The sequence below is a fragment of the Micromonospora sp. NPDC047812 genome (genome assembly GCF_040704175.1).
In the GTDB taxonomy this organism is placed as follows: domain Bacteria; phylum Actinomycetota; class Actinomycetes; order Mycobacteriales; family Micromonosporaceae; genus Micromonospora.
In genome coordinates, this window is the sequence record NZ_JBEYRY010000008.1 from 63,727 (window position 1) to 82,769 (window position 19,043).

17 protein-coding genes are annotated in these 19,043 nt (G+C 72.8%); 11 read left to right on the plus strand and 6 right to left on the minus strand.

The features are described 5' to 3' along the window. Positions 1–121: 121 nt before the first annotated feature. The 5 genes from AB0883_RS24890 to AB0883_RS24910 all read left to right on the plus strand — a co-directional run bounded on the left by AB0883_RS24890 (position 122) and on the right by AB0883_RS24910 (position 6,082). Entirely contained in the window at positions 122–1,786 is a 1,665-nt protein-coding gene (locus tag AB0883_RS24890; protein ID WP_366643652.1) for an ABC transporter substrate-binding protein, read from the plus strand. 77 nt (positions 1,787–1,863) lie between these two features. Next, complete coding sequence (locus AB0883_RS24895) at positions 1,864–2,868, plus strand: ABC transporter permease (RefSeq protein ID WP_366643653.1); 1,005 nt, start codon at positions 1,864–1,866, stop codon at positions 2,866–2,868. Further along, positions 2,865–3,821, plus strand: a complete 957-nt coding sequence (locus tag AB0883_RS24900) for an ABC transporter permease (RefSeq protein WP_366643654.1) — start codon at positions 2,865–2,867, stop codon at positions 3,819–3,821. The genes AB0883_RS24895 and AB0883_RS24900 overlap by 4 nt, the downstream gene beginning before the upstream one ends. Positions 3,822–3,884: 63 nt before the next feature. Further along, the gene (locus AB0883_RS24905) at positions 3,885–4,982 is read left to right on the plus strand and encodes an ABC transporter ATP-binding protein (protein ID WP_366643655.1); all 1,098 of its coding nucleotides are present in this window, start codon (positions 3,885–3,887) and stop codon (positions 4,980–4,982) included. Next, a complete protein-coding gene (locus tag AB0883_RS24910; protein WP_121401698.1) occupies positions 4,979–6,082 on the plus strand; it encodes an oligopeptide/dipeptide ABC transporter ATP-binding protein in 1,104 nt (367 codons plus the stop codon). The genes AB0883_RS24905 and AB0883_RS24910 overlap by 4 nt, the downstream gene beginning before the upstream one ends. 53 nt (positions 6,083–6,135) lie before the next feature. On the opposite strand, the gene AB0883_RS24915 is transcribed toward AB0883_RS24910, so the two are convergent. Further along, positions 6,136–6,591 (minus strand): hypothetical protein, encoded by a 456-nt coding sequence (locus tag AB0883_RS24915; protein ID WP_366643656.1) that lies wholly within the window; start codon positions 6,589–6,591, stop codon positions 6,136–6,138. After that, positions 6,573–7,238 (minus strand): HNH endonuclease family protein, encoded by a 666-nt coding sequence (locus AB0883_RS24920; protein ID WP_366643657.1) that lies wholly within the window; start codon positions 7,236–7,238, stop codon positions 6,573–6,575. The genes AB0883_RS24915 and AB0883_RS24920 overlap by 19 nt, the downstream gene beginning before the upstream one ends. A 108-nt stretch (positions 7,239–7,346) precedes the next feature. On the opposite strand from AB0883_RS24920, the gene AB0883_RS24925 reads away from it, so the two are divergent. Beyond that, positions 7,347–8,801, plus strand: coding sequence for an MFS transporter (locus AB0883_RS24925; RefSeq protein ID WP_366643658.1), 1,455 nt, complete (start codon positions 7,347–7,349; stop codon positions 8,799–8,801). Between the two features lie 20 nt (positions 8,802–8,821). Here the strand turns inward: AB0883_RS24925 and leuA are convergent, their stop codons facing one another. The 3 genes from leuA to AB0883_RS24940 form a co-directional block, all read right to left on the minus strand. Next, positions 8,822–10,573, minus strand: a complete 1,752-nt coding sequence (gene leuA / locus AB0883_RS24930; RefSeq protein ID WP_366643660.1) for a 2-isopropylmalate synthase — start codon at positions 10,571–10,573, stop codon at positions 8,822–8,824. Positions 10,574–10,810: 237 nt separating this feature from the next. Continuing rightward, on the minus strand, positions 10,811–11,362 hold the full coding sequence (locus AB0883_RS24935; RefSeq protein WP_366643661.1) for a nitroreductase family protein: 552 nt from the start codon (positions 11,360–11,362) through the stop codon (positions 10,811–10,813). An 84-nt stretch (positions 11,363–11,446) separates the two neighbouring features. Beyond that, on the minus strand, positions 11,447–12,283 hold the full coding sequence (locus AB0883_RS24940; RefSeq protein ID WP_366643663.1) for a hypothetical protein: 837 nt from the start codon (positions 12,281–12,283) through the stop codon (positions 11,447–11,449). A 224-nt stretch (positions 12,284–12,507) separates the two neighbouring features. Between AB0883_RS24940 and AB0883_RS24945 the strand changes: the two genes are divergently transcribed. Both AB0883_RS24945 and AB0883_RS24950 read left to right on the plus strand, forming a co-directional pair. Next, the gene (locus AB0883_RS24945; RefSeq protein WP_121401692.1) at positions 12,508–13,773 is read left to right on the plus strand and encodes an aspartate kinase; all 1,266 of its coding nucleotides are present in this window, start codon (positions 12,508–12,510) and stop codon (positions 13,771–13,773) included. Positions 13,774–13,778: 5 nt separating this feature from the next. Then, on the plus strand, positions 13,779–14,840 hold the full coding sequence (locus tag AB0883_RS24950) for an aspartate-semialdehyde dehydrogenase (RefSeq protein WP_366643664.1): 1,062 nt from the start codon (positions 13,779–13,781) through the stop codon (positions 14,838–14,840). A gap of 133 nt (positions 14,841–14,973) precedes the next feature. On the opposite strand, the gene AB0883_RS24955 is transcribed toward AB0883_RS24950, so the two are convergent. After that, the gene (locus AB0883_RS24955; RefSeq protein WP_366643665.1) at positions 14,974–16,395 is read right to left on the minus strand and encodes a diguanylate cyclase; all 1,422 of its coding nucleotides are present in this window, start codon (positions 16,393–16,395) and stop codon (positions 14,974–14,976) included. A 215-nt stretch (positions 16,396–16,610) separates the two neighbouring features. Here AB0883_RS24955 and AB0883_RS24960 point away from each other — a divergent pair, with 215 nt between their 5' ends. The 3 genes from AB0883_RS24960 to AB0883_RS24970 all read left to right on the plus strand — a co-directional run bounded on the left by AB0883_RS24960 (position 16,611) and on the right by AB0883_RS24970 (position 18,783). Continuing rightward, positions 16,611–17,393 (plus strand): phosphodiesterase, encoded by a 783-nt coding sequence (locus tag AB0883_RS24960; protein WP_366643666.1) that lies wholly within the window; start codon positions 16,611–16,613, stop codon positions 17,391–17,393. A 21-nt stretch (positions 17,394–17,414) separates the two neighbouring features. Beyond that, complete coding sequence (locus AB0883_RS24965) at positions 17,415–18,056, plus strand: histone deacetylase (RefSeq protein ID WP_366643667.1); 642 nt, start codon at positions 17,415–17,417, stop codon at positions 18,054–18,056. 271 nt (positions 18,057–18,327) lie between these two features. Further along, complete coding sequence (locus tag AB0883_RS24970; protein ID WP_366643668.1) at positions 18,328–18,783, plus strand: lamin tail domain-containing protein; 456 nt, start codon at positions 18,328–18,330, stop codon at positions 18,781–18,783. Positions 18,784–19,043 lie beyond the last annotated feature (260 nt).

The following is a 19,043-nucleotide window of genomic DNA, read 5'->3' on the forward strand; positions in this document are numbered from 1 at the left end:
ATCCGGTACCAACCGGTTCCGCGATGGTTTCCCGCCGGTCCGAACGGCGGCTAAGGTCACGGCGATCGGTGACCCCTGTCACCACGATTGTCCGTAACCCCAAGGACGAGGTGAAGCACCCATGCGTGCATCCAGGCCGAAGGTCGCCCTCGCGGCCGTCGCGGTCGCGGCCCTCGCGGTAGCAGGCTGCGCCGAGAGCGACCGCGATGACAGTTCCGGCGGTAGCAAGAAGGACACCCTCGTCTTCGGCGTAGCCGGAGACCCGAAGGTGCTCGACCCGAGCTTCGCCAGCGACGGTGAGTCGCTGCGCGTGGCGCGTCAGGTATTCGAGACGCTGGTCCGTCCGGAGGAGGGTGGCACCAAGGTCACCCCCGGCCTGGCCGAGACCTGGACCCCAGACGCCGCCGGCACCACGTGGACCTTCAAGCTGCGCTCCGGCGTGAAGTTCCACGACGGCACCGAGTTCAACGCCGAGGCGGTCTGCAAGAACTTCGACCGCTGGTACAACGCCAAGGGCCTCATGCAGAGCCCGGACGTGACCCCGTACTGGCAGGACGTCATGGGCGGCTTCGCCAAGAACGAGAGCGCGGACCTGCCGCCGAGCCTCTTCAAGTCCTGCACCGCCAAGGACGCCACGACCGTCGACCTGGCCTTCACCCGGGTCTCCAGCAAGATCCCGGCCGCGCTGATGCTGCCGTCGTTCTCCATGCACAGCCCGACCGCGCTGGAGAAGTACGACGCCAGCAACGTGGGCGGCACCGCCGAGGACATCAAGTACCCGGCCTACGCCACGGCGCACCCGACCGGCACCGGCCCGTTCAAGTTCAAGTCCTGGGACGTCGCCAACAAGACGCTCACCATCGAGCGCAACGAGGACTACGCGGGCACCAAGGCCAAGCTGAAGACCCTCATCTACAAGACGATCTCGGACGAGAACGCGCGCAAGCAGGCGCTGCGCTCCGGCGACATCCAGGGGTACGACCTGGTCGGCCCGGCCGACGTCGAGCCGCTGAAGGGCGAGGGCTTCAACGTCCTGACCCGCCCGGCGTTCAACATCCTCTACCTGGGCATCAACCAGAAGGGGAACCCGAAGCTCGCCGACATCAAGGTCCGCCAGGCCATCGCGCACGCGCTGAACCGGCAGGCCCTGGTCGACTCGAAGCTGCCCCCGGGCGCCAAGGTCGCCGACAACTTCATGCCGGACACCGTCGAGGGCTGGAACGGCGACGTCACCAAGTACAACTACGACCCGGCGAAGGCGAAGGCGCTGCTGGCCGAGGCCGGCGCGACGAACCTGACCCTGCGGTTCCACTACCCGACCGAGGTCACCCGGCCGTACATGCCGAACCCGAAGGACATCTTCGAGCTGCTCTCGGCGGACCTCAAGGCGGTCGGCATCAACGTCCAGGCCATCCCGCTCAAGTGGAGCCCGGACTACCTGAACGCCACCACCTCGGGCCCCAAGCACGACCTGCACTTCCTCGGCTGGACCGGTGACTACGGCGACGCGTACAACTTCATCGGCACCATGTTCGACCGGCAGAAGGACGAGTGGGGCTTCAACAACCCGGCCCTGTTCGCCCAGTTCCAGGACGCCGACACCACCGCCGACGCGGCGGCCCGGACCGAGAAGTACAAGGCCCTGAACAAGGCCATCATGGACTTCCTGCCCGGTGTCCCGGTGTCGCACTCGCCGCCGGCGATCGTGTTCGGCAAGGACGTGACCGGGGTCAAGGCGAGCCCGCTCACCGACGAGCGCTTCTCCACCGCCGAGTTCAAGTCCTGATCTGACGCTCCGACCGCGGGCGGGCGCTGTTTCGGCAGCGCCCGCCCGCGACCCTCCGTACCCCTTACGAGGCCGCCGTGTTCCGGTTCATCGTCAGACGCCTGCTCCAGCTGATACCCACGCTGTTCGGGCTCTCCCTCCTGCTGTTCATCTGGCTCCGCCGACTGCCCGGCGGTCCCGAGACCGCCATCCTCGGTGAGCGTGGGACGCCCGAGATGCGCGCCCAGATCCGGCGCAACATGGGCCTCGACGAGCCGATCCTGGTGCAGTACGGCCGGTTCGTGCGGCGGCTGATCCGCCTCGACCTGGGCACGTCGACCTCCACCAAGCGGACCGTCGTCACCGAGTTCGTCGAACGCTTCCCCGGCACGGTGGAGCTGTCCGTCACCGCGATGCTGATCGCGGTCGGCGTCGGCATCCCGCTGGGCTACCTGGCGGCCCGGCGCCGCGGCCGGATGCTGGACCACCTCTCGGTCGGCGGCTCGCTGATCGGCATCTGCATCCCCGTCTTCTTCCTCGCGTACGTGCTCAAGGCGATCTTCGCGGAGAACCTCGGCTGGTTCCCCGCGAGCGGCCGGCAGGACCCGACGCTCGGGGCGACGCGGGTCACCAACTTCTTCGTCCTCGACGGGATCATGACCCGGGAGTGGGACGCCGCCGCCGACGCGCTCTGGCACCTGGTGCTGCCGGCCGTCGCGCTGGCCAGCATCCCGCTGGCGATCATCGTCCGGATCACCCGCGCCAGCGTGCTGGAGGTGCTCAACGAGGACTTCGTCCGCACCGCCGAGGCGAAGGGCCTGACCGAGAGCACGGTCCGGCGCCGGCACGTGCTGCGCAACTCCATGCTGCCGGTGGTCACCTCGATCGGCCTGCTCACCGGTGGCCTGCTCTCCGGCGCGGTGCTGACCGAGACCGTCTTCGCCTTCAGCGGCATCGGAGCCTTCATCTACGAGGCGATCAGCCAGCGTGACTATCCGGTCCTGATGGGCTTCATCCTGATCATCGCGGTGGTGTACGTGCTGGTGAACCTCCTGGTCGACCTCTCCTACAGCCTGATCGACCCGAGGGTGAGGGTCCGATGACGATCACCGGCGGCACCAAGAAGGAAAAGATCGACCGGCTCGCCGAACTGGCGGCCCGGGAGGACGAGCGCGGCGTCAGCCTCTGGAAGGAGGCGTTCCGCCGGCTGCGGCGCAACCCGGCGGCGATCGTCGGCGCGGTGATCCTGAGCCTGTTCCTGCTGGTCGCCATCCTCGGGCCGTTCTTCGTCCCGCACCCCCCGGACGCCCAGCTCTGGAAGAGCGAGATCCGCCTCGGCGACTTCCCCGGCTTCCGTGGCGAGAACTGGTTCGGCGTCGACCACATCGGTCGCGACGAGTTCAGCCGCATGATCGTCGGCGCCCGGCAGACCCTGCTGGTCGGCGTGGTCTCCACCCTGATCGGCCTCGCGGTCGGCTCGCTGATCGGCGGGATCGCCGGCGCCGCCGCCGGCCTCGGCGGCCGGTGGGGCCGGGCGGTCGACAACGTGCTGATGCGTTTCGTCGACATGCTGCTGGCCATGCCGAGCCTGCTGCTGGCGATCAGCATCGCCGCCCTGCTCGGCGCCGGTCTGACCACGGTCATGATCGCGGTCGGCGTGGTGTCGGTGCCGGTCTTCGCCCGGCTGCTGCGCGGCTCGATGATCTCCCAGGCGAACAGCGACTACGTCCTGGCCGCCGTCTCGCTGGGCGTGAAGAAGCCGAAGATCGCGCTGACCCACGTGGTGCCGAACTCGCTCGCCCCGGTCATCGTGCAGGCCACCCTCACCCTGGCCACCGCGATCATCGAGGCCGCGGCGCTCTCCTTCCTCGGCCTCGGCAACAACGACGCCTCCATCCCCGAGTGGGGTGTGATGCTCGCCGACGCGCAGCAGTACCTCGACTCCGCGCCCCGGCTGGCGATCCTGCCCGCCCTCGCCATCATCGTCACCGCGCTGGGCTTCACCCTGCTCGGCGAGGCGATGCGCGAGGCACTCGACCCGAAGCTGCGGAAGTAGGGCCGGTGAGCGCGAGGAGTGAGCTTGCGAGCCCCGCAGTCGCGAACGAAAGGCGGGCCCGACATGGCTCTGCTTGATGTCGAAGATCTCTCCGTCACCTTCGCCCGGCGCGGTCAGCGCACCGTGCACGCCGTCGACGGGGTCTCCTTCTCCGTCGACGCGGGCGAGGTGGTCGGCCTGGTCGGCGAGTCCGGCTGCGGCAAGAGCGTCACGTCGCTGGCGATCATGGGTCTGCTGCCCAAGCAGCCGGGCCTGCGCGTCGGCGGCAAGGCGGTCTTCGACGGCACGGACCTGCTCCAGCTCGACGACCGGTCCCGGCGGGACATCCGGGGTCGCGACGTCGCGATGATCTTCCAGGACCCGCTCTCGTCGCTGAACCCGGTGATCCCGATCGGATTGCAGGTCACCGAGGTGCTCACGCGGCACCGGGGGATGAAGGGCGCGGCGGCCGAGAAGGAGGCGGCGGCCCTGCTGGACCGGGTCGGCATCCCCGACCCGAAGCGGCGGCTGAAGGAGTACCCGCACCAGCTCTCCGGCGGCATGCGGCAGCGCGCCCTGATCGCGATGGCGGTGGCCTGCAAGCCCCGGCTGCTGATCGCCGACGAGCCCACCACGGCGCTGGACGTCACCATCCAGGCGCAGATCCTGGAGCTGCTCAAGGAACTGGTCCGGGAGTCCGGCACCGCCCTGGTGATGATCACGCACGACCTGGGCGTGGTCGCCGGCATGTGCGACAGCATCAACGTGCTCTACGGCGGCCGGGTGGTGGAGACGGCCCGCCGTCGCCCGCTGTTCCGCGAGCCCCGGCACCCGTACACCGTGGGGCTGCTCGGCTCGGTGCCGCGCCTGGACGCCGGGCGCGGCGAGCGGCTGAACCCGATCCCGGGCTCGGTCCGCGACCTGCTGCCCTGGCCGGACGGCTGCGCCTTCGCGCCGCGCTGCACGCGGCGGATCGACGAGTGCGTGGGGGAGCCGCCCGCGCTGGTGCTCGCCCACGACGGCCGCAGCTACCGTTGCGTCAACCCGGCGCCGGTGCCCGGCACCGTGCCCCGGCCGGCCGCCACCGGCACCGCCCCGGCGCAGGCGCCGGCCGCCACCGCCCCGGCGGCGGAGGCGACCGCGGGCCCGGTGCCCGCACCGCGCGAGGAGGAGAAGCCGTGACCGAGAGCGAATTCCTCGTCGAGGTCCGCGACCTGAAGGTGCACTTCCCGATCCGGCGGGGGGTGATCCTCGACCGGACGGTCGGCCACGTGAAGGCCGTCGACGGCGTCGACCTGAGCATCCCGCGCGGCAAGACGTACGGCCTGGTCGGCGAGTCCGGCTGCGGCAAGTCGACGCTGGGTCGGGCGCTGCTCCAGCTCACCCCGCCCACCGGCGGCGAGGTCCGGTTCGACGGCGTCGAGCTGACGAAGCTGTCGTCGGGCAAGCTGCGGTCGATGCGTCGCCGGATGCAGATGATCTTCCAGGACCCGATGTCGAGCCTGGACCCCCGGCAGAACGTCGAGTCGATCCTCACCGAGGGCCTGCAGGCCCACGGCATCGGCGGCAACCGGGACGAGCGGCGACGGGTCATCGGCGAGACCCTGGACAAGGTCGGCCTGCCCCGCTGGGCGCTCTCCCGCTATCCGCACGAGTTCTCCGGCGGCCAGCGGCAGCGCATCGGCATCGCCCGCGCGCTGGTGCTCGGGCCCGACCTGATCGTCGCCGACGAGCCGGTCTCCGCGCTCGACGTGTCGATCCAGGCCCAGGTGGTGAACCTCCTCGACGACCTCCAGGACACCCTCGGCCTGACCTACCTGGTGATCGCGCACGACCTCGCGGTGGTCCGGCACATCTCCGACACCGTCGGCGTGATGTACCTGGGCGCGCTGGTCGAGGAGGCGCCGAGCGACCGGCTCTACACGGAGCCGATGCACCCGTACACGCGGGCGTTGATGTCGGCGGTGCCGGTGCCGGACCCGGACGTGGAGGACCGCCGCGAGCGCATCCTGCTCGCCGGCGACCTGCCCTCGCCCGCGAACCCGCCGGCGGGCTGCCGCTTCCACACCCGCTGCCCGTGGGCGCAGCCGACCCGCTGTGCCGACGAGCGGCCCGCGCTGCGGGATGTCGGCGGCAGCCGGGTCGCCTGCCACTTCGCCGAGCGGATCGCCAGCGGGGAGTTGCGCCCGCACAAGGTCAGCGTGCAGCTCACCCGCCCCGTCGGCGAGGGCGAGGAACCGCACACCGTCTCCGCGCCCAACGAGCCCGGCTCGTACGTCTGATCCCCGTCGCGGACGCGGTCCCTCGACGGGGCCGCGTCCGGGCGGGCGGTGGGTCAGCCCTCGGGGCGGTGCAGCAGGGCGACCGCGATGCCGTGCACCGCGTCCAGCCCGGCCGGGTCGGCCAGCGCCACGCTGCCGCCGGTGACCGTGTACCACTCGTCGGCGTCCTTGTACTGCACCGTCAGCGTCGCCCGGCCGTCGGCGTATCCGGTGCGCAGGGTCAGCTCGCCGGTGACCACCCCGACCTCGTCGGTCATCACCCCGCCCGGGCCGGGCACGACGTCGGCCGTCAGCTCCCGCGCGGCGGTCGACGTGCCCTCGGCGTCGGCGGCCATCCCCGCCCCCGGCACCCCGGTGGTCGTGCCGGCCGCGCCGTCCGCCGTCATGCCGGCCGTGGCCGGGCCGGCCGGCGCGCTGCCGGTGGCCGCCGCCGCGTCCTGCCCGGTGGCGTCCGGCGTCTGCTCCGGGGCGGGGGTGGCCCCGGCGCCGGTCACGGCTTGCTCGCCCATGTGCAGCCCTCCAGCATGTCGGTCAGGGCGGCCTTCTCGGCACTGGTCACCGTGAGCCGCCAGTGGTGCTTGACCGTCACCCAGTTCTCGGCGTACTGGCACCAGAACGACCGGTTCGCCGGCTTCCACTGGGACGGGTCCTGGTCACCCTTTGCCCGGTTCGAGGAGGCGGAAACCGCGATGAGCTGCGGCCGGTCCAGGTCGTTGGCGAACTCGCCCCGCTTCGCGTCGTCCCACTCGTCGGCGCCCGAACGCCACGCGTTCGCCAGCGGCACCATGTGGTCGATGTCCACGTCGGACGGGTCGGTGAAGGCGCGGCCGTCGTACACGCTCTCCCAGCGGCCGTCGACCACGTTGCAGCCGGAGAGCTTGATGTCCTCACCGTCGCGCTTGAGCACGCTGTCGCGTACGTCGCAGTTCTTGCCGGTGTCGCGCCAGTGCGGGAAGCGCTCCCGGCTGTAGCCCTTCATCGACCCGGCGGTGGCCACGGTGAGCTGGGTCAGCTTCTGCGCGGCGTTGCCGCCGCCGCCACCGCTGCTCGGCGCGGCGTCCGGCTCGTCGACGGCGACACAACCGGCCGCGCCGAGCGCCAGCGCCGCCGCGAGCGCGGCCGTCACCGCGGCACGCGGTCCTGATCTGGTACGCACAGACGACACCTCTCCAGCTTGCGGGCTCCCGGCGATCCCGCACAGTACCCGGGCCCGGTTTCGGCGATTCGTGGCGTCTCTCATATCGCGCGGGGCAGATTGGACGCCATGACCGAAACCACGCCCGCGCTCCGGCTGGGCACCGCCCACGGACGGGGCACCCTGCTCGCCGCCGTCCTCGCCTCCGGCATGGTCTTCCTGGACACCACCGTGGTCAACGTGGCGCTGCCCCGTCTCGGTGCGGACCTCGACGCCACCGTCGCCGGTCTCCAGTGGACGGTCAACGGGTACCTGCTGATGCTCGCGGCCTTCGTCCTGCTCGGGGGCGCGCTCGGCGACCGCTTCGGGCGGCGGCGGGTCTTCCTGCTGGGTGTGGTCTGGTTCACTCTCGCGTCGCTGCTCTGCGGCCTGGCCCAGGGCACCGAGTGGCTGGTCGCGGCCCGGTTCCTCCAGGGCGCCGGGGGCGCGCTGCTCACCCCCGGCTCGCTGTCGGTGCTCCAGGCCAGCATCCACCCGGACGACCGGGGCCGCGCCATCGGCGCCTGGTCGGGGCTGTCCGGCGTCTCCACCGCGCTCGGCCCGTTCCTCGGCGGTTGGCTGATCGACGCGCTCTCCTGGCGGTGGATCTTCTTCCTCAACCTGCCGCTGGCCGTGCTCGTGGTGCTGGCGGCGCTGCGCTGGGTGCCGGAGAGCCGGGACGAGGCCGCGTCCCGTACCGGGGGGCCAGGGCGGCACCGCCGCCGGTTCGACGTGGCCGGCGCGCTGCTCGGCGCGCTCGCCCTGGCCGGCGTCACGTACGCGCTGATCGACGCCCCCGTCCGGGGCGTCGACTCGGTGCCGGTGCTCGCCGCCGCGCTGGCGGGCGTGGCCGGCGCGGTGGCCTTCGTGCTGGTCGAGCGGCGCCGGGGGGACGGCGCGATGCTGCCCACCGGCCTGTTCGGCAGCCGGCTCTTCTCGGTGCTGAACGTCTTCACCGTGCTCGTCTACGCGGCGCTCGGCGGCTTCACGTTCTTCCTCGCCGTCTACCTGCAGAACGTGGTCGGCTGGTCGGCGCTGCTCACCGGGGTCGCGCTGCTGCCGATGACGGTGCTGCTGCTGGTCGGCTCGGCGCGGGCGGGCGCGCTGTCGGCGCGGATCGGGCCGCGGCTGCCGCTGACCGTCGGGCCGGTGGTCGCCGCCGCCGGGCTGGTGCTGCTGCGCGGCGTCGAACCCGACGCGTCGTACTGGCGGGACGTGCTGCCCGGGGTGGTGCTCTTCGGGATCGGGCTGACGCTGGTGGTGGCGCCGCTGACGGCCTCGGTGCTGGCCGCGGTCGACGACCGGTTCGCCGGTGTGGCGAGCGGCTTCAACAACGCGGCATCCAGGGCGGGCGGCCTGCTGGCGGTGGCGGCGCTCCCGCTGCTGGTCGGGCTCTCCGGCTCCGGCTACGCGCAGCCGGCCGCGCTGACCGGCGCGTACCGGGGCGCGATGCTCTGGTGCGCCGGCCTGCTGCTGGCCGGGGCGGCGATGGCGGCCCTGCTCATCCACCGCCCACCCCGGCGCCCGGAAGGGCACCCCGCCTGAACGGGGTGCCCTTCCGGCCGTCAGGCGCGGGCGCGGTTGACGGCGCTCGTCACGGCCTTCACGGAGGCGGTGACGATGTTGGCGTCGGTGCCGACGCCCCAGACCGTACGGCCGTCGACCTCGCACTCCACGTAGGCGGCGGCCTGCGCGTCCCCACCGGAGGAGAGCGCGTGCTCGTGGTAGTCGAGCACCCGTACCGCCACGCCCACCGCCTGGAGCGCGTTGACGTACGCGTCGATCGGGCCGTTGCCGACGGCGGTCAGCGAGCGGGGCTCCCCGCCCAGGCCGACGCGGGCCTCGATCTCGACCTTGCCCTCGGCGGTGCCGATGGCGTAGCCGTCCAGGGTGAGCGCCGGGTCGACCTGGTGGTCGAGCAGGTAGTGCGTGGCGAAGATCTCCCACATGGTGCCCGGGTCGACCTCGCCGCCGTCGTGGTCGGTGACCTGCTGGACCACGCCGGAGAACTCGATCTGGAGCCGGCGCGGCAGGTCGAGCTGGTGCTCGCTCTTCATGATGTACGCGACGCCGCCCTTGCCGGACTGCGAGTTGACCCGGATGACCGCCTCGTAGGTGCGGCCCAGGTCCTTCGGGTCGACCGGCAGGTAGGGCACCGCCCAGGTGTGCTGGTCGATCGGCACCCCGGCCGCCGCCGCGTCCTTGGCGAGCGCGTCGAAGCCCTTCTTGATCGCGTCCTGGTGGGAGCCGGAGAAGGCGGTGTAGACGAGGTCGCCCGCGTACGGGTGGCGCTCGTGCACCGGGAGCTGGTTGCAGTACTCGACGGCCCGCCGCACCTCGTCGATGTTCGAGAAATCGATCATCGGGTCGACGCCCTGGGAGAAGAGGTTCAGCCCCAGCGTCACCAGGTCGACGTTGCCGGTGCGCTCGCCGTTGCCGAAGAGGCAGCCCTCGACCCGGTCCGCGCCGGCCAGCAGCCCCAGCTCGGCGGCGGCGACGCCCGTGCCCCGGTCGTTGTGCGGGTGCAGGCTCAGCACCAGGCTGTCGCGGCGGGGCAGGTGCCGGTGCATCCACTCGATCGAGTCGGCGTAGACGTTCGGCATGGCCATCTCGACGGTGGCCGGCAGGTTGACGATCAGCTTGCGGTCCGGGGTCGGGTCGACGACCTCGATGACCTTGGCGCAGACCTCCAGCGCGTACTCCAGCTCCGTGCCCGTGTAGGACTCGGGCGAGTACTCGTAGTAGATGTCCGTGTCCGGGGTGTGGATCTCCGCGTACTTGCGGCAGAGCCGCGCGCCCTGGGTGGCGATGTCGGCGATGCCGTCGCGGTCCAGCCCGAAGACCACCCGCCGCTGGAGCGTGGAGGTCGAGTTGTAGAAGTGCACGATCGCCCGCCGCGCGCCGCGCAGCGACTCGAAGGTGCGGTCGATCAGGTGCTCCCGGCACTGGGTGAGCACCTGGATGGTGACGTCCTCGGGAATCAGGTCCTGCTCGATGAGCTGCCGCACGAAGTCGTAGTCCGTCTGGCTAGCCGAGGGGAAGCCGACCTCGATCTCCTTGTAGCCCATCTGCACGAGCAACTGGAACATCCGGCGCTTGCGCTCCGGCGACATCGGGTCGATCAGCGCCTGGTTGCCGTCGCGCAGGTCCACCGCGCACCAGCGCGGCGCGGCCTCGACGTGCCGCGTCGGCCAGAGGCGGTCGGGCAGGTCGAGCCGGAACTGCTGCTGGTACGGCTGGTAGCGGTGGTACGGCATCCGGCTGGGGCGCTGCCGGGCGATCGGATCGGTGTCAGCGTCGGTGACGGGTTGAGCCATGACGGAGTGCTCCCTGGAACATGTGGCGTCAGCAATCGGAAGGTGTCGGCCAGGTGCCGGGCGACGGTGCCCGGGCGGTTGCCGATGGGAAGTTCGGATGTGCTGGACGGCGCGGTTCGACTCCGCGACGAGGTGCCGGCCTTCAGGCCTCGTCGCGGCGACCAAGGAGAAGGTACGCCCGCCACATGACCAGGTAACCCTACGTGGTGGGCCGGGGTGCGGGAAGGTCGGTCCGGACTATGAGACGCATTTCGCAGCCTGGCTGGTCAGCAGGAGTTCGGCCAAGGGGAGCCGGCGGCGCAGCCCGGTCTCGGAGCGCAGCAGGTCGGCGGGGAGGCTGAGCGGGTCGCCGAGTTGCCCGACGGCCGCCACCACGTGCGGCCGTACGCCCGCCGGCAGGTCGAGGTCGGCGGCCAGGCCGGCGTGGTCGAGGTCGTGCAGTTGACGTACGTGCAGGCCGAGCGCCGTGGCCTGCACGGTGAGGTGGGCGACCGCCTGGCCCAGGTCGTACGCGTGCCCGGCGGATCCGGTGCGGTGCGCGCCGAGCAGCAGGGCGGCGGCGCGCTGCGCCCAGCGCTGCTCCCGTTCCGGCAGGTTGACCAGGATCCGCTTGAACGTCTCGTCGTCCCGGTGCCCGAGCGCGAACCGCCACGGCTGGGCGTTGCCGGCCGAGGGCGCCCAGCGGGCCGCCTCCAGCAGCGCGGTGGCGTCCTCGCGGGACAGCTCCGCCACCGGGTCGAAGGACCGGGGGCTCCAGCGGAACGCGAGCAGCGGGGTGAGGTCGGCCATGGGGTGAGTGTCCCGTAAGGGCGATTCAGCGGTTAAGGGCGGGATGTCCGAATGTGGCGAACGGCACCCGTAACGTCGGCGGCGTCACGGCGTTCCCGCGCCCGGGCTCGCGGTCGTCTCCGCGCCCGGTTCCGGCGCCGCCGTGCCGAGCGGCTCGGCGTCGACCACCGGCCCGGCCAGCTGCACGGTGGCCGGGGCGGGCGCGGGCGTCCCGGCGAGGATCAGCGTGCCGGACTCGGTGCGCACCGCCGTGGGCGTGCCGTCGGGGTCGTAGCAGTAGATCCCCACGTCCAGCGGCGCGTTGATCGACGCCGAGGTGGTCTCGACCGAGTAGCAGGCGCCGGACGCGCCGGGCGGCGGCTCGGCGGGGGACACGGCGAGCGGGGCCCGCCGGTCGGTCAGCACGTCCAGCCAGTCGGTGAACGGGTGCTGCACCCGGGGGTCGAGCCGGCGGGGCACGGCCTCGTCCCGGTCGCCGAGGCGTACGCAGGACGCCGGCTCGGGCCGGGCCGCGGACGGCAGGGCGCACTGGAACAGCCCGTCGGCGGTGGCGGCGAACGAGACGTCGGCGGTGCCGCCGAGCGCGCCGCCCGGCACGTCGACCCGCCAGCTGCCGTCGTTCGCGCTGGTCACCAGGATCGTCCGGGCCGGGGACTCCGGGGTGCGCAGCGTGTAGCTGGCGACCAGGTGCCGATCCTGCGCGGCGGCCGCCAGCGCCGCCAACTCGTCGCGCGCCGCGTCCACCCCCGCCGGCGCCGGTGTCGAGGTGGGCGTGGGCCGGGTGGCCGGTTCGTCGGCGGTGCAGGCGACGAGGAGCGCGGGCAGGGCGAGCGCGAGCGGACCGGCCAGGCGTCGGGCCGGACGCACCGGCGGGCGCGCGGGCTTCGCGGGAGGGCCGGCCGGGCGGAGATGGGCGTGCACGGGGCCATTCTGCGGCCCGCAAACGGCGCACGGGGGCCCTGCCACGCGCGCCGCCCCGGCGTGTCGCGCACCACCCCGCCCCGGGCGGCCGGGCCGGATCGTGGGATCACCCGACCCGGCCGGGTCGGCCGACCGATACCCTGGGTGCGTCTGACACGCGCCGCCGGCTCCTATCCGGCGGCGCCGGCACGCTCAGGGTCGTCGCTGGGAGGGAGTGCACCGTCGTGGCACTCGTGGTGCAGAAGTACGGCGGGTCCTCCGTCGCCAACGCGGAGCGGATCAAGCGGGTCGCCGAGCGCATCGTCGCCGCCCGCAAGGCCGGCGACGACGTCGTCGTGGTGGTCTCCGCCATGGGGGACACGACCGACGAGCTGCTCGACCTGGCCAACCAGGTCAGCCCGCTGCCGCCGGGCCGCGAGCTGGACATGCTGCTCACCGCCGGGGAGCGGATCTCCATGGCGCTGCTCGCCATGGCCATCCACAACCTGGGGTACGAGGCCCGCTCGTTCACCGGTTCGCAGGCGGGCGTGATCACCACGTCGGTGCACGGCCGGGCGCGGATCATCGACGTCACGCCGGGGCGGCTCAAGGGCGCGCTCGACGAGGGCGCGGTGGTCATCGTCGCCGGCTTCCAGGGCGTCTCGCAGGACACCAAGGACGTCACCACGCTGGGCCGGGGCGGTTCCGACACCACCGCCGTGGCGCTCGCCGCCGCGCTGCACGCGGACGTCTGTGAGATCTACACCGACGTGGACGGCGTCTTCACCGCCGACCCGCGGATCGTCCCGAACGCGCGGCACATCACCCAGATCACCTACGAGGAGATGCTGGAGCTGGCCGCCTGCGGCGCCAAGATCCTGCATCTGCGCAGCGTGGAGTACGCCCGCCGGGCGGGCTTGCCGATCCACGTCCGTTCGTCATACTCGACCAACACCGGCACGATGGTCACCGGATCGATGGAGGACCTTCCTGTGGAGCAAGCACTGATCACCGGGGTCGCCCACGACCGCAGCGAGGCCAAGATCACGATCGTGGGCGTGCCCGACGAGCCGGGCGCCGCCGCGCGGATCTTCGACACCGTGGCCGGCGCCGAGATCAACCTCGACATGATCGTGCAGAACGTGTCCACCGAGGGCACGGGCCGCACGGACATCTCCTTCACGCTGCCCAAGGCCGACGGCCCGACGGCCATGGCCGCCCTGAGCAAGATCCAGGAGTCGGTCAAGTTCAAGGGCCTGCTCTACGACGACCACGTCGGCAAGGTCTCGCTGATCGGGGCCGGCATGCGCTCGCACCCCGGCGTCGCGGCCGGCTTCTTCGCCGCCCTCGGCGCGGCCGGGGTGAACATCGAGATGATCTCCACCTCGGAGATCCGGGTGTCCGTGGTCTGCCGCGACACCGACCTCGACGCCGCCGTGCGCGCCATCCACGAGGCCTTCGACCTCGGCGGCGACACCGAGGCCGTCGTCTACGCGGGGACGGGACGGTAGCCACCGTGTCGCCGCTGCCCACCCTGGCCGTGGTCGGGGCGACCGGTGCCGTCGGCACGGTGATGTGCGAGCTGCTCAGCGGCCGGAAGAACGTCTGGGGCGAGATCCGGCTGCTCGCCTCCGAGCGCTCGGTCGGGCGGCGGCTGCGCTGCCGGGGCGAGGAGTTGACCGTCCAGGCGCTGACCCCGGAGGCGTTCGACGGCGTCGACGTGGCGATGTTCGACGTCCCGGACGAGGTCTCCGCGCGGTGGGCGCCGATCGCGGTCGGCCGCGGGGCCGTCGCGGTGGACAATTCCGGCGCCTTCCGGATGGACCGCGACGTCCCCCTGGTGGTGCCGGAGATCAACCCCGAGCAGGTACGCAACCGGCCGAAGGGGATCATCGCCAACGCCAACTGCACGACCCTGGCGATGATCATCGCGATCGCCCCGCTGCACCGCGAGTACGGGCTGCGCGAACTGGTGCTCGCCTCCTACCAGGCGGCCTCGGGCGCCGGCCAGAGCGGCGTGGACACCCTGCACGCCCAGCTCACCAAGATCGCGGGAGACCGGGTGCTCGGCTCCCGCCCCGGTGACGTACGCCAGGCGGTCGGCGACGACGTGGGCCCGTTTCCCGCGCCGCTGGCGCTCAACGTGGTGCCCTGGGCCGGCTCCCTGGCCGATGCGGGATGGTCGTCCGAGGAGATGAAGCTGCGCAACGAGTCGCGCAAGATCCTCGGGCTGCCCGACCTGAAGGTCTCCGCCACCTGCGTACGGGTGCCGGTGGTGACCGGCCACTCCGTGGCGGTGCACGCCGTCTTCGCCACCGAGGTGGACGCCGAGGGCGCCCGCGAGGTGCTGCGGAACGCCCCCGGGGTGATCCTGGTCGACGACCCGGGGGCGGGCGAGTTCCCGATGCCCATCGACGCGGTCGGCACCGACCCCTCCTGGGTGGGCCGGATCCGCCGCGCCGTCGACGACCCCCGCGCCCTGGACTTCTTCGTCACCGGCGACAACCTCCGCAAGGGCGCGGCCCTCAACACGGCCCAGATAGCCGAACTCCTGGCCAAGGAACTGACCGTCCGCTGAGCCGCCCCCGCCCCACGCGTCGATCATGGACTTGTGGTGGGCGGAAGTGCCCTTTCGTGGCTTTTGCGGGGCACCAGAACTTCATGATCGACGCAGGACGGTCGACGGGTTTGTGTGAGGGGTGGGGTGGGGGTCAGGCGGGGGCCAGGCGGACGCCGTCGCGGCCCTGGCGTTTCACCGCGTAGAGCGCCTGGTCGGCGCGGCGCAGCGTGGCCTCGGGTGACTCGCCGGGGCGGGGGAGGGCCACCCCGACGCTGATCGTGCGGCCGATCCGCCTCGCCGCCTCGGCCAGGCGCTCCGCGATCCGGACCGCCTCGTCGGGGCGGCTCACCTCGATCACCGCCACGAACTCGTCGCCGCCGATGCGGTAGAGCTCGTCGCCGTGCCGCAGCGCCGCCTCCAGGGCCCGGGCCAGCCGAACGAGCACGCGGTCGCCGGCCTGGTGGCCGTACGTGTCGTTGACGGCCTTGAAGCCGTCCACGTCGATCGCCAGCAGGGCCGTACGCCCCGGGGTGGCCGCCGCGATCCGCTGGCCGAACGGCCCCGTGTGCCGCAGCCCGGTCAACGGGTCCGAGTTGGCCTGCTCGCGCAGGCGCGCCAGGGTACGCAGCCGGTCGAGGCAGCTCCACGCCTGGCCGGCGAGCAGCTCCAACAGGTTGACCGTGGTCGGGTCGGGGCGCAGCAGCCGTTCGTCGGCCACCAGCAGCACCCCGCCGTCGTCGGGCCGGCCGACCGGCGCCGCGACCAGGGTGCGCACCCCGGCCCGGGTCAGCGGCCGGTGGTCGGGGACGGGCGGGTGTCCCGACTCGCCGAGCGTGTAGCCCACGCCGTGGCGGTGGGCGCGGGCGACCAGCCCGTCCAGCGCGGCGGGGCCCGCCTCGGCCAGCTCCGCCCGGATCCGGGCCTCCAGCTCGCCCGGGGTGGCCGGCGGCGTACCCAGGCGGGGCCCGTCCGGGCCGGCGAGCACCAGTACCGCCGCGGAGAGCGTGGACACGTCCCGGGCGGCGGCGATCGCGGCGGCGAACAGGTCCCACTCCGTCGACGCGGAGGTCAGCGCGGCGGCGTGCCGCAGGAGCTTCTCGCTGCGGCTCTCCGCCGGTGGCCCGCCGAGCGCCACGATCCGGGCCCCGAGCCGCGCCGCCAGCCGCTCGGCGGTGTCGCGCCACGGGGCGAGGTCGGTCGGGCCGCACCACTGGAGGTCCAGCACCCCGATGGGCCGGCCCGCCGGGTCCAGCACCGGTACGCACACCTCGGCGGTGACGTCGGGGCGTACCGGGATGTAGTCGGGGTCGGCGGCGACGTCGGGCACGACGGCGGTCTCGCCGGAGGCGTACACCCGGCCCACGATCCCGGTCTTCGGCGGCACGGTGGAGAAGACCTGCCAGGAGCCGGTGGCCGCGACGCAGCGGAGCCGGTCGTGGACGTGCAGCAGGACGGAGATGGTGGCCGGCGCGTGGCGGGCGAGCGCGGTGACCGTCCACCGGCACGCCTCGACGGCGGTCGACGCCATGGGGAGGCGGACCGTGACGTCACGGATGACTCGCTCGTGATCCACTCGGCACGTCGTTCCAGGTAGGGAGGGCTGCGACCGGCGGGCGGGCCCGCGATCAAGGGTACTCAGACAGGCGCGGGACCACCCCGGGCCAAGATCGTCCACGCTTTCGTACACATGTGCCATCCACAGGCTGTGGACAGGGCCTGTGGGTTCGGCGGGCCGCGCGCCGGGGCTCGCGGCGATAGCGTGAGGGTCCCGGTCGAGTGGAGGCACCGATGCTCATCGCCCAGCTCAGTGATCCGCACGTGACCACCGGCGTGCTCGCCGCCGAGCCGGCCGCCGGCCTGCACCGCGCCCTGGGCCGGGTGCTGGCGCTGAATCCCCGGCCCGACTGCGTGGTGATCACCGGCGACCTGGTCGACCGTGGCCGCCCCGACGAGTACGCGACGCTGCGCGAGGTCATCGGCCGGTTCCCGCTGCCGGTGCACCTGGTCGCCGGCAACCACGACGACCGGGAGTCGCTGCTCGACGCGTTCGGGGGCACGCCCTGGCTCGGCGGTGGCTTCTCGGCGCACTACCACGTGGACCACCCGGAGGCGACGGTCGTGGTGCTGGACTCCCTGATGCCGGGCGGGGGCGGCGCCGGCTGCCTCGGCGAGGACCAGCTCGGCTGGCTGGACGGGGTGCTGGCCGGTCGGCCCGAGGTGCCGGCCGTGGTCTGCCTGCACCATCCGCCGGCACCGGTCGGCATCCCGTTCCTCGACGACATCCGGCTGACCGACGGCGACGAGCTGGCCGAGGTGGTCGCCCGCCATCCGCACGTCGTCCGGGTGGTCGCCGGCCACGTCCACCGCCCGGTCACCGTGAACTTCGCCGGCACGGTGCTCACCACGGCGCCGAGCACCTGGCGGCAGAGTTCCCTCACCACCAGCGCGGACGACCAGTTCGGCTGGGTCGTCGAGCCGACCGGCTTCCTGCTGCACCTCCTCACCGGGAGCGGCTGCGTCACGCACCTGGTGCAGGCCAGCCACGCTGCCGGCATGACCTGTGGCTTCTGACCGCCGGGACGGTCGGTCGCGGTGGGCGAGGTCTGGTACGTCGCGTACGGGTCGAACATGCACGCCGCCCGGCTCGGCTTCTACCTGGCGGGAGGCTGCCCGCCCGGCGGGCGGCGGACGTATCCGGGCTGCCGGGACCCGCGACCTCCCAGGCGTACGGTGCCGGTGTCGCTGCCCGGCGGCGTCTACTTCGCCGGCGAGTCCCGGGCGTGGACCGGCGGGATGGCGTTCTACGACCCGGCGCTCCCCGGCGCGGCGGCGGCCCGGGCCTACCTGCTCGACGTCGGGCAGTTCGCCGACGTGGCCGCCCAGGAGATGTACCGGGAACCCGGCGCCGACGCCGGCCTGATCGCGGAGGCCGTCGCCACCGGACGGGCCACCCTCGGCCCCGGCCGGTACGAGACCCTGCTCTGCCCCGGCCGGCTCGACGGGCTCCCGCTGCTGACCTTCACCGCCCCGTGGGCGGCGTCCGAGGTGCGGTGGCGGGCCCCGGCCCCGGCCTACCTCGACATGATCGCCCGCGGCCTGCGCGAGTCGCACGGCTGGGACGCCGACCGGATCGCCCGCTACCTGCTGGCCCGGCCGGGAGTCGCCGGCGCCTGGGACGCGGCGGCCGTCGCGGCGCTGATCGCCGGGGCGGACCGGCACGAGGTGCCGGGCTGACCGACGCACCGTACGGTCCCGAGCGCCGAACGCCGCGCGGGGACGGGACGCTCGGTGACCGTACTGCCGCCGCCCGGTCACCCCGGCGGTCGGTCGGACGACCGGCGCACGTCCCGCCGGCCGGCAGCGGGTCAACCGGGCGGACGCAATTGTCCGGGACGGTCGTTTCACCGTCCACAATCACCATCGGAGATCGATAACCTCGGCCGGTCGTGCGCGGGCACGGCTCATCCGCCGGCTCCACGACCGGCCGTATGTGTGGGGGAATCGCATGAGGAGAAGGCTGATCGGTCTCGCGGTGGCGCTCGGCGTCGCGGTGGGCGTCTCGCTGACCGCCGCCGGCCCGGCCCAGGCCGCCACCCCGGCCGTCCAGATCACCAAGGCCTACTACAACTCGCCGGGCGCCGACAACCGCTCGAACTCCAGCCTCAACGCCGAGTACGTCCGGCTGACCAACCGGCGCTCCACCACCGTCAACCTGAAGTACTGGACGCTGCGCGACCAGTCCAACCACGTCTACAAGTTCTCCGGCGACTTCCGGCTGGCCCCGGGCGCCAGCGTCTTCGTGCACACCGGCAGGGGCACCAACAGCTCGACCCACCGCTACTGGGGCTCGGGCGCCTACATCTGGAACAACACCGGCGACAAGGCCTACCTGCGCAACTCGTCCGGCACCCTGATCGACTCCTGCTCGTGGGGGAGCAAGGGCAGCTACACGTACTGCTGAGGGGTGCCGCCGGCCCCGGGCGACCGGGGCCGGCGGTACTGCCGGGCATGTCGGAAACGCCCCTCCGGACCTGCCCCGGTCGCGGGTATGCCCAGCTCCGGGGGCACGCCCCGGTCGACGGGGACGGGCGGCGATGAGAAGCTGTCGGTGACGCGGCGGCGATCCCCCCACCGACGTCACCGCGACCGAACACTGTCGACGGCGCGGTCGGCCCCCGGGTTGACCGTCATCCGGGTGCCCGCGCCGGCTTCCCACGAGGA

Bases quoted from the DNA above. Each gene is read 5' to 3' on its own strand.
- AB0883_RS24890 (WP_366643652.1), top strand. From the start codon at position 122: ATGCGTGCATCCAGGCCGAAGGTCGCCCTCGCGGCCGTCGCGGTCGCG.
- AB0883_RS24900 (WP_366643654.1), top strand. From the start codon at position 2,865: ATGACGATCACCGGCGGCACCAAGAAGGAAAAGATCGACCGGCTCGCC.
- AB0883_RS24905 (WP_366643655.1), top strand. From the start codon at position 3,885: ATGGCTCTGCTTGATGTCGAAGATCTCTCCGTCACCTTCGCCCGGCGC.
- AB0883_RS24915 (WP_366643656.1), bottom strand. From the start codon at position 6,591: ATGGGCGAGCAAGCCGTGACCGGCGCCGGGGCCACCCCCGCCCCGGAG.
- AB0883_RS24925 (WP_366643658.1), top strand. From the start codon at position 7,347: ATGACCGAAACCACGCCCGCGCTCCGGCTGGGCACCGCCCACGGACGG.
- leuA (WP_366643660.1), bottom strand. From the start codon at position 10,573: ATGGCTCAACCCGTCACCGACGCTGACACCGATCCGATCGCCCGGCAG.
- AB0883_RS24935 (WP_366643661.1), bottom strand. From the start codon at position 11,362: ATGGCCGACCTCACCCCGCTGCTCGCGTTCCGCTGGAGCCCCCGGTCC.
- AB0883_RS24960 (WP_366643666.1), top strand. From the start codon at position 16,611: ATGCTCATCGCCCAGCTCAGTGATCCGCACGTGACCACCGGCGTGCTC.
- AB0883_RS24970 (WP_366643668.1), top strand. From the start codon at position 18,328: ATGAGGAGAAGGCTGATCGGTCTCGCGGTGGCGCTCGGCGTCGCGGTG.